The following is a 9503-nucleotide window of genomic DNA, read 5'->3' on the forward strand; positions in this document are numbered from 1 at the left end:
CTCTCAAAGCAGATTTAGACACCTGCACTATGGCGCATTGCGACGCCGGTTGAAGCAGGAGCCATCCACCCCATCAGCTTCCCGCCGTCCCCGACAAACAGGCGATGTCCGCCACCCTATCGCGCAACCAGCCTTTCACCATCCTCCTCTCGCAGCATCGCTTCCATTTCGTCCAAGCCATCGACTGCAGAGCGCATCTGCGCCTCATCAGCTACGCTCGCAGCTTCAGAATCCACGACGCCGCTGCCAAAATCCATCTCCATCTGGCGCTGTTCCTCGGCGATGACGGCTTGAACGACAGGCGCGGTCTTCTTTGGAGCGGCGTCGGCTTGGCCTGACGGTTGACCATCGCCAGCCTGGCTCGCCCTCTCCACATCGGCTTCTGTTCCCCCTGGCCCATCCGACGGCGGCGTCATAGGCATGGCGCGCACACTCAGCGGCAGCGTGCCTTGCGCCCCCCCTCCCCCCGGCTCTGGAAACGGCAATTCACCCGTCTGCGCCGCGTGGATCGCCTTGAACAGCCGGTCGTCAAAATACTGAATCCGCTTTGCACGGACCGGCATCTGCGCATCGATGACCATGACGATCTCGTCGAGCGGTAGGCGGCGCGCCTCATCCTCGGGCAGGAGAGAGCTTTCTTCGGTCCGGGTCGACTGGCTGCGCCCTTCAAAGGGGTTCTTGCCGATAGACTGGGAGCGCGTGATGACGGTCTTCGTGGTCTTGCCGACCGCCTTGCTCAGCTCCTCGACGGTTTTTTCATCGGAGGGCGTCAGGTAGAGCTTCACGCCCGCATTCCCCTGCAAGGCGCGGCGGGTGTTTTCGCCGTAGATTTCATCGAGGGCGGGGATGGTTTGGGTGACAACGGCGAGGTGACCACGATAGGTGCGCAGCGTCTCGATGCTTTCGACCACGATGGGCATTTTGCCGAGACGATTGAACTCGTCGAGCATGATCATCACCGGCCAGGGCTCATCCGGCCCGGGGTCCTTTTCCTGCATGGCCGAGAGCAGGTCGGAGAAAAACAGCCGGATCAGCGGCGCGAGCGGCTTCACCATCAGCGGCTGGACCACGAGATAGACCGAAAAAGGCTTCTTGCGGATAGTCCGGAAGTCAAAGTCCGACACCGCCGTCGCTTCATCGATGGCCGGGTTCTGCCATTGATCGAGCCCCGAGGTCATCAGGAGCGAGACATAGGAGGTCAGCGTGTCGTTATTGGTCGAAGCGAGCCGCGTGAAGATCAGCTTGGCCGCCCTGTTGTCGACCTCATGGCCCCGCGCGAAATATTCCTTCTGCTTGTTCCCGCCCGAGGCGGCGATGCGGTAGATCTCACCCAGGGTCGGACGCTTGCGCTGGAAGGCCAGAAGCCCCGCCGCCACGAAGAGATCGATCCCGCCTTTGAGGAGGCCCTGCACCCGGTCATTGTCGCTTTGCAGGAACAGCGTCGCCAGGAGCTGCAATTCCATCTGCTGGCGCGCGGGATCTTTCAGCTCAAAGATGCGCAGGAGCGGGTTGTAGCGGTGCGTGCGCTTGCCCTCCCAATCGGTGGGGGCAAAGCGATAGACCTTGTCGCCTTGGGCTGCGCGATGCCGGGCCGTGGCCTCAAAGCACTCGCCCTTCACATCGAGCGTCACGGCGGAGCCTTGCCAGGTCAGCAGGTTCGGAATAACGAAGCCCGTGGTCTTGCCGCGGCCCGTGGGCGCCACGATCAGCGCATGCGGGAAAACCTTCGAGCAAATGTAATTGGCGCGGGAGCTCGGCGTCCCCAGCTTGCCGAGAATGAACCCGGTCCCTGGCGCCCCGAAGAAGCCATTGGCCTTCATCTCGCGCGCGGTCTGCCAATGGGTCTGGCCAAAGCGTGTGAGGGCCGAGCCTGAAAGGGCGAGGCTCAGCATCAGGCCGGCGGCGGCGAAGCTGCCGATGATCAGGTGAATAAGTTGCGCGTCCTCCGGGCGGCGATCGAGGATCGCCATGTAGTTCTGCGCGATATAAGCAAAGTCGATCTCGGCCCCAAACCCAAGATCCTGGTAGGTCAGCACCGCCGAGGCGATGGTATAGCCCATGGCGGCGGTCACCAGCGTTACCAACAAGACACCGGTCGCGATCCGCGCTTTTCCCATGGAGGCGCTCAATGGACCTGACCCCGCTCGGTCTCGCCATCCACGTCTGTCGTGCGGTGTTTTTCATATTCGGTATCGGCAAGATCATCGACCACCTGGCGCAAGGCCTCCGTGTTGGCCGTCGCTGCATCCGATTGCAGGTAGACCTTGGCGACATAGAGCCGGTCGAGACGGTCCTCGAGAACCTTTTCCAGCGCATCGGCATCGCCGGATGTGAGCCTCTCAAGTTGACGGTCATCCAGCACCCGCGCGATCTCGCCCCGGAAAGCGTCCCGCTCCGCCTCGGTCTCGAAGGGCGCGGACAACTCCCCCGCCCGCTCATGCTCCAGAACACGCGTAATTTCGTCTGCAAGGCGGTCGGTACGGGCAGACTGCGGCGCAGTTTCACCGCGGGCTGCGAGGAGTGCGTCGCGCGTGCCAGACCCGAGCCCGTCGCGCATCTCGGTTTCGCGGCGGACCTGGTTGATGACCTCCGTGTCGCGTATCTCGACGACGGCCGCATAGGTCGCGCCGAGCCCACGGGCGAGATGGGACGGCATGTCCGGATAGCGCGCTCGTAAGTCATCCGTGACAGCATCTGCAACCGGCATGCGGAGGTCGCGTCCCTCCGTGATGCGGTCGACCTCGCGGGTGATCTCGCTGGCGCGGGCCGCATCGGTGATGGTCTCTCTATAGGGCTCAGACCGGTCGATCACATCGCCGGGGCGTGCGAGCAGTTCCGGATGTGCCTCGAGATACGCGCGCTGCTCCGCCTCGATCCGGCGCTCTGCCCGCGAGACAACCTCCCAGTCCCGGTCCTCGATCTGCTGCGCTGTCAGGCCGTCTGCGCGCATCTCCTGACGGATTGTCCCTTCCATCGCCCGCACCGCGCCCTCATGATAATAGAACCGCTCGCTGACCGGTTCCGCTTCCATGACGCCATCCCGGCGCAGCACGTTCTCCCGCTCCAAGAGCGTGCCAAGTTCGACGTGCACATCGTTGAGAATGTCGCGCGCCTGTTCCAGATCGGCGCGGCGTTCAAGGTTCAGATCGCGCGCCTCAGCTACTTTGGAGAGATCATTGGCGATCCATTGATGCTCGAGCGCTGCATTCGAGGCGCCCGTCTCGATCCGGGCCACCACTTCGGATGTGCTGATCCCGGTGCCCCGTAGTGCCGCGTCAATGCGCGATCTCAGATCGGGCTCTGCCAGACGCTCGCGCTGGTTGGCGTCGATATTGGCCTCGGAATAGATCCCGCCCTCCGAGGGGGTCTCTGACAGCGTGGATGATCGCAATCCGAGAGGCTGCATGTGTTGGACTTGCGTCTGGATCTCGATGAGGCGTTTTTCCAGCACGGGACGTTCCGCGTCAGACTTCTCGGCGATCATGCCCTGCACCCGCGCCAGCTTTTCCGCATAGAGGCTTCTCAGATCCTCGAAGCTTTGATCCTCGGCCATATAGACATCTCCTGTTCGGTCCACCTGCCCGCCATGCGCCAGCACCTCGCCCGCGCGAAAGAGGGCTGCGGCAATATCCTCGCGGGCCTCGCGCGAAGCCTCCGCGGCCAGCGAATGGTAGACGGTTCTGGTGTTGGCGATCTCCGCCAGCGTCCGCGTCAGGTCCTGCCCCACGCGTTCGCGCTCGCGGGGCGCGCGACCCTCTTCTTTCGCCGCATAGACCTCGCTAGTGCGGGCGGGGTAATGCACGACGCCGCGATCCACCCGGCGCGTGGCCTCCAGGCGCACGCCGTACTTTTCCGCCTCCTCGACCATGGCGAGGCGGAAGTCGTCATAGTTGAAGCGATGGTTGCGCCCCAAGAAGAAGAACTCGCCCTCCTGCGAGCGGCGGTTCAGCACCAGATGCGCATGGGGATGATCGCGGTCCTCATGCACCGCGATGATGTAGTCGAAATGCCCCTCATCAGTCTGGAAGAACCGCTCGGCCACATCCGTCGCAATGTCGCGCACATCCTCCCCGCGCGTGCCGATGGGGAAGGACATGAGCATATGGGTGGTCTGTCCGAGCTTGGGCTTGAAGCCCGCATCCCACCGCTTGGCAAAGCGCTCGGTCAGGTCCTTGATGTCACCCGCCTCGAGCTTCGTCTTGCCATCCAGGAACCCGCTACTGTCCACGATATGGGTAGACTTGGTGGTGAGGTAATCGAGCTGGTTTGCGAGCTGCGATTTGGTATGCGTGCCCCCGCCCCGGATCGCCTTGAAGACCGCTGGCCGATGCCCTGCTGCTGCGCGCACAAGCTGGGTCTGCTTGGCCACGTGCAGCCCTTGCATCGAGCCCCGAACGCGGCTCCAGCCATCCCGGAAGACCTCGCCCGTGACGGCATGGACGGCATCATTCAGCCGCATGGGCAAACTCCCTTAGCGCGGCCGTGGCCTGCAGCTGCATCGCGTCTCGACGGCGGCGCAGAAGCAGATCGATCTCGTCAGCGGAATCCAGAATGAACCGCGCCAGCCCGCGCATCTGCGCAAGACGCAGTTCGGTGAACTCGGCACTCGTGCCCCCCACGGCCCCCTGCCCCATCCGGTTGGCCCGCGTCATCTGCTTGGCGATTTGCCCGACCCCATTGCCGACCTCGTGTAGAGAGGCGCGGTAGCGCGCCATCTCGGCCGCCATCTGCGCGTCCGGAACGAACACCCCACCTGCCGCCTGAATGAGCCGCCGCAGCCCTTCGGCCCGGCTCTCGATCCCCGCCTTTGCCAACACCGCGTCGAGGGCTTCAAGCTCTGCGGCCGTCACCTTCACACTGACCGCGGAGACCGGGATCGCGGCATCCGTCTGGCGCTCGGCATCGGCTTTGAGCGTGTACTGGATCGCCCGCGCCGACACGCCAAACCGTTCCGCCAGCACTGAAGTGGAAATGCCTTCCGCAGCTTCGCGAACGATCTCCATGCGGTCCGCATCTGTGAGACGTTTTGAGCGCGACATGCGAAGAAAGACCCCCTATTTCCTGCCACCTTCCACCAAGGCTGCCCCTACCTTACGATAATATACCTAGCTGTCAATTATATACTTACGTCGCATTCAGGCTCAGGCAGCCTTGGTGTCCGCTTCACGCCGCGGCCCGCAGGGACGCGGCTCTGCCGCCCTCACCACCGGGCGAACCCCCTGTCCTAGGGGTCCCGTCCACCAGCCCCGCCCGAGGGTCTGGCCGAACACGCACGTGTTCGGACGGAAACGCGGGCGGGCGCAAACCCCACCGACAGGGCGGACAGGCAGGGTCAAGGAGGGCCAGATTTGGGTCCCCAAATCTCTGCCGCAAAAACCGGGAAGCCCTGGCCGATAGGTTTTTGTGGATGGCCCCCTTGAGGCTGACTGGCCGGTCTGTCGCGACCTGATCATTTCGGGGGGAGTGCGTCCGTTGAACGCGCAGCGGCCGACGGCTTCGTGAAGTCGCCTCGGGCGATCTGACCGCCGGACGCGGCATCCCTGGAACAGGGATCGGGCCGCCCCAAGATCGTCCTGGGGCAGCCCATCCTCGTCAGAGGATTCAGTCCTGGGGATCTTTCGCGCTCGGCGGGAACATCACCAGCTCCGAGACCGCGACCGGGAAGTCGAGCTTGAGGCTGAAGAACTCCGAGCCGTCCCCGTTGCGGGTGTTGCGGAACATAGCGCCCACGCGCTGAAAACGGGTGCGCTCCTGGCCATCGGTATCGGTGAACTTGACGGGGACGGTAGCGACGTAGTGGTTGGTCATTTGGGTTACTCCTTGTTGCGATGGGGATCACCCAGCACGGGGGCAGGAGGCCCGGTCGCAAGCGCAAATGCGGAGGGTCCGCGGCTAGCCGTGGAAGCCGTATTTGTGCTTGCCTAAGCATGAGCTGAGGGCACGGACGGGCCGACCCCGTGCGATCCACATCTATGAGCAAAAAGGAGTGATCCGGATGATCTTTGCCATCACGCAGCCGCCACCTTCCGCGTCCGCATTCCCCCAAGCCTGGCCGGGGAGCTGACGGAGCCCGCCCGCGTGGATTCGATGTTCCGAAACACGCCCCGAGGGACGTGCAGGGCTTCAGCCTCATGTGCGACGTCTCGACCCCTCGGCCTTGCGCTGCTGACGATGTGCGAGGTGCGCACCATCCCCAGCCCGTACCGATGCGGATGGGCCGCACTCTGACGGACTTGGTAGAGGGATAACGGTGCTGGCCGCCGCAGACTGCCGATCACGCGTGACCGACCGCACGCGCCATGAGATATGACGAAAGGGCCGCGCCAAGCGCGACCCCCTCTCTTCAATCCTGCGACGCCTTCTTCGCCGGGTCCGCAACCCGCATGACCGTCAGACCTTTCGCTTCCGCCTTCTGCCCGAGGTTCAGCGCGACCCCGTTGCCGCCGAAGAGCACAACCCCCGTCGCGGCGAACTTGTCGTCCAGCATTTCGTCATTGCACTTGAACGGTGCCGCCCGTCCATGCGCGGACCAGCGCGGATCGAAGCGCGCCTGTGCTATCCCGCGTGCCCGGGCCCACCGAGCCGCAATCATCTCCGCCCCGTGCTTGCCACCCTTGTGGCAGAGGAAGATCTCCTGATTGCGGTTCTGTTTGATCCGTTCGCGAACCTTGTCGAGCGTGTTGAAGATCACATCGACATCGGTCCAGTCGGTGGCGCCTGAGACGATCAGGGGCACCCCCTCGACTTTCGACTTCTCGGCGGTTTCGCGGTCGTGCTGCTCCAGGAGCTGCCGCGCCTCGAAGACCGCCCCGGTCTCTTTCGCCCGGACGCTTGCGCGCGACCCGGCTGCCGGGATGAAGGCGTGGCCCGTCTCGATCTCGTAGCATTCCGCCGCTGCCTCGCTCATCACCTCGATGGCGCTGACAATCTCGCGCAGCTGCACAAAGCGCGCCTGCGCCTCTTCGAGCGCGGTCTCGGCGATCTCCGATCCGTCGTGGGATTTTGCCAGCGCGCCGATCTTGTCGGCGGTGCGGTCGACCTCCTTGCCAAGCGCCACCTTGCGGCGCTGCAGGATCGTGGCGAGCCCATGGGCCAGCGGTTCGATTTCGGCTTCAAGCCCGGTCCCGCGCAACTGCCCGAGCAAAGAGTCGAAGCTCTCGCGGATGATGCTGTCGGTCAGGATGTGATCCTCGGGGATCGGGAGCTGTGCGTCCTTCTCGGTCAGCCCAAAAAGCTCGATGGTCTCGTAGGTGTTTGCAGTGTCGTAAGCCATGTCTGGTCTCCAGTGTTCGTTTCCAAGGCCGCCACGTGAGTGTGGGGGCATGGCCGAATGCCTGGTTTCCGAATCTGCCCGGGTCAGGGACGGCGCAGCCGCCGGCTTGCCGGGCGCAAAAGTTTTCCGCGCGCAACACCCGAGACACGCGCGCCCTCACGCACGGGTTCACCCCCGCCACAGGCCCCGCCCTCGCCGAAAAGTTTTGCGATCCTTGACGCGGGCTGATTTGGGGGCCATCCGGAGGATATGCTTCCGCACTCATGTGTGTGTGTTTTGACGGTAGGTTTGCCCGACCCGAGCAGGCAAACGGCCCGACCGGGCGCGGGAGACGGATGGAGCGGCGGGATCGTTTTGCCCCGCAAAACAGACCAGAGCGCAATCCGGCGGAGCGGCCGGGGAGGGACGTGCTCGCGAGGCGGGCAAACCGGGACGCCAAGCGCAACGCCGCGGTGAGGCCGCATGGCCGAATGCGCGACGGACCGAAGGGCCGTTCTCCCCTGCGACACGCGAAGCCGAGCTGGGGAGGCCGCAAGGCATAAGCCAAGGTTGATGTGCAGGGGCTACGCTTTAGGCTATACGGATTACTTCTCCAAGCTTGCGACGTGATCGGCGGAAACCAGACCTTCGCCGCGCTCTGGGTGGAGGGCTGCTACGCGGACAAAGGGTGCATTCGCTGCGGATGCGCAGATGGCTGCTTCAGGTTTGGCGCACCGATAGGACATTGCAGCAGGTCGCGCCGGTTAGTCCGTATAGCTTTGGCAGGCATCAACTCCGTTGGCTGTCGAGGCAAGTAGCTGATCTGCATCACGGATGAGATCGGCGACCCGCCTGTCCGCCAGACGATACCGAACGAAGCGGCCTTTGCTGCGGCGACTGACCAGCCCGCATTCCAGCAGACAGCGCAGATGGTTCGAGACGTTGGGCTGACCCAAACCCGTATGCCCGACGATTTCCTGCACGTTGCGTTCGTCCGACACCAGCGCATCGAGGATCGTCAGACGGCTGGGATCGCTTAGGCCCCGGAAGAGCTTTGCCCGCAGTTCCAGTGTATCGGGTGCCGAAAGATCGTCTTGAATGTTTTGCGCTGTCATATCATTATCCACTGATACGTTAGCAGCGTACCTTTTCGCCCGCCACCACAAAAAGGATCGCACATGAGCCAGCCCGATAACAGCAAGTTGGCGACAGCCTCCTCCCCGATCCGAATGCGGGTGCAAGGCATGGACTGCGCGAAAGATGCCGCCGAGATCGAGCGCGCGGCCCGGTCTGCGGGCGTGGCCGAAGGCGACGTGAAAGTGTCCGCCGCCACCCACATCATGACATTGCGGATCGCGGACGGCGATCTGCCGAAAGTGCGGCCCGCGCTCGACGCGACCGGCTACGGTTTCGAGAAGATCGAGGACGGCGATACATCGTCCGATCCGGCCTACAAGGACCCGAGCTATCGCCGCGCGCTCTGGATCGTGGTCGCGCTCAATCTCGGATACGGCGTGGTCGAAATGTTCGGCGGGTTCCTGTCCGGTTCGCAGGCGCTGAAGGCAGACGCGCTCGATTTTCTGGGCGATGGTGCGATCACGTTTCTGGGCCTGCTCGCCATCGGCTGGAGCCTGACATGGCGGGCGCGGTCGGCGATGATCCAAGGCGTGTTTCTGGGCCTTCTGGGCCTTGGCGTTGTCGGCAGCACGCTCTGGCGTGTCCTCAACCAGACCACGCCAGAAGCCGGGTTGATGGGAGCCTTCGCGGTAGGTGCGCTGATCGTAAACATCCTCGCGGTGCTGCCGCTGCTAAAGCACCGCAAGGGTGATGCCAATATGCGAGCCGTCTGGCTGTTCTCTCGCAACGACGCCATCGGCAACCTCGCCGTGGTCATCGCCGCCGGGCTGGTCGCGTGGCTTGGCAGTGCATGGCCCGACCTGATCGTCGCTTTCGCGATCGCGGGGCTTTTCCTGCATTCGTCGTGGATGATCATCCGCGATGCCCGGAGTGACTTGGTGGAAGCTGACTAACTCCATCATGGTGCGACGCGCCGGACGAAAGCCGACATTCGCGCGCCCCGCAGCATCGGTGAGTCTGGGCTCGGAGCCGACCTTCGCTGCGAGATAGGCCAACGACTGCTCAGGGCCGTCTGTGGCGACGGCCCAGCGGTTTAGATTTCGATAGCTTCGGCGATCACCAGCGCATCTTCAAGCTCGACGCCGAGGTACCTGACAGTGCTGTCCATCTTGGT

At 63.8% G+C, this 9503-nt stretch carries 7 protein-coding genes and 1 pseudogene; 1 reads left to right on the plus strand and 7 read right to left on the minus strand.

Going from position 1 to position 9503, the window contains the following annotated elements; genetic code table 11:
* Positions 1-116: 116 nt before the first annotated feature.
* The 6 genes from DC366_RS18865 to DC366_RS18895 all read right to left on the minus strand — a co-directional run bounded on the left by DC366_RS18865 (position 117) and on the right by DC366_RS18895 (position 8367).
* A complete protein-coding gene (locus DC366_RS18865; RefSeq protein WP_108693705.1) occupies positions 117-2117 on the minus strand; it encodes a type IV secretory system conjugative DNA transfer family protein in 2001 nt (666 codons plus the stop codon).
* An 8-nt stretch (positions 2118-2125) separates the two neighbouring features.
* Positions 2126-4459: a relaxase/mobilization nuclease domain-containing protein gene (locus DC366_RS18870; RefSeq protein ID WP_108693706.1), complete on the minus strand. Its 2334-nt coding sequence runs from the start codon at positions 4457-4459 to the stop codon at positions 2126-2128.
* Positions 4446-5039, minus strand: a complete 594-nt coding sequence (locus DC366_RS18875) for a helix-turn-helix domain-containing protein (RefSeq protein WP_108693707.1) — start codon at positions 5037-5039, stop codon at positions 4446-4448. The genes DC366_RS18870 and DC366_RS18875 overlap by 14 nt, the downstream gene beginning before the upstream one ends.
* Before the next feature lie 562 nt (positions 5040-5601).
* The gene (locus DC366_RS18880) at positions 5602-5808 is read right to left on the minus strand and encodes a hypothetical protein (RefSeq protein WP_007120662.1); all 207 of its coding nucleotides are present in this window, start codon (positions 5806-5808) and stop codon (positions 5602-5604) included.
* A gap of 535 nt (positions 5809-6343) precedes the next feature.
* Positions 6344-7273: a DUF2493 domain-containing protein gene (locus DC366_RS18890; protein WP_108693708.1), complete on the minus strand. Its 930-nt coding sequence runs from the start codon at positions 7271-7273 to the stop codon at positions 6344-6346.
* A gap of 743 nt (positions 7274-8016) precedes the next feature.
* Positions 8017-8367, minus strand: coding sequence for an ArsR/SmtB family transcription factor (locus DC366_RS18895; protein ID WP_007803330.1), 351 nt, complete (start codon positions 8365-8367; stop codon positions 8017-8019).
* 63 nt (positions 8368-8430) lie between these two features.
* Here DC366_RS18895 and DC366_RS18900 point away from each other — a divergent pair, with 63 nt between their 5' ends.
* On the plus strand, positions 8431-9282 hold the full coding sequence (locus tag DC366_RS18900; RefSeq protein WP_007803328.1) for a cation diffusion facilitator family transporter: 852 nt from the start codon (positions 8431-8433) through the stop codon (positions 9280-9282).
* A 140-nt stretch (positions 9283-9422) separates the two neighbouring features.
* On the opposite strand, the pseudogene DC366_RS20395 reads toward DC366_RS18900, so the two are convergent.
* Positions 9423-9503 (minus strand): annotated as a pseudogene (locus DC366_RS20395) (integrase); the annotation flags it as partial.

The organism is Pelagivirga sediminicola (assembly GCF_003072125.1).
In the GTDB taxonomy this organism is placed as follows: domain Bacteria; phylum Pseudomonadota; class Alphaproteobacteria; order Rhodobacterales; family Rhodobacteraceae; genus Roseovarius; species Roseovarius sediminicola.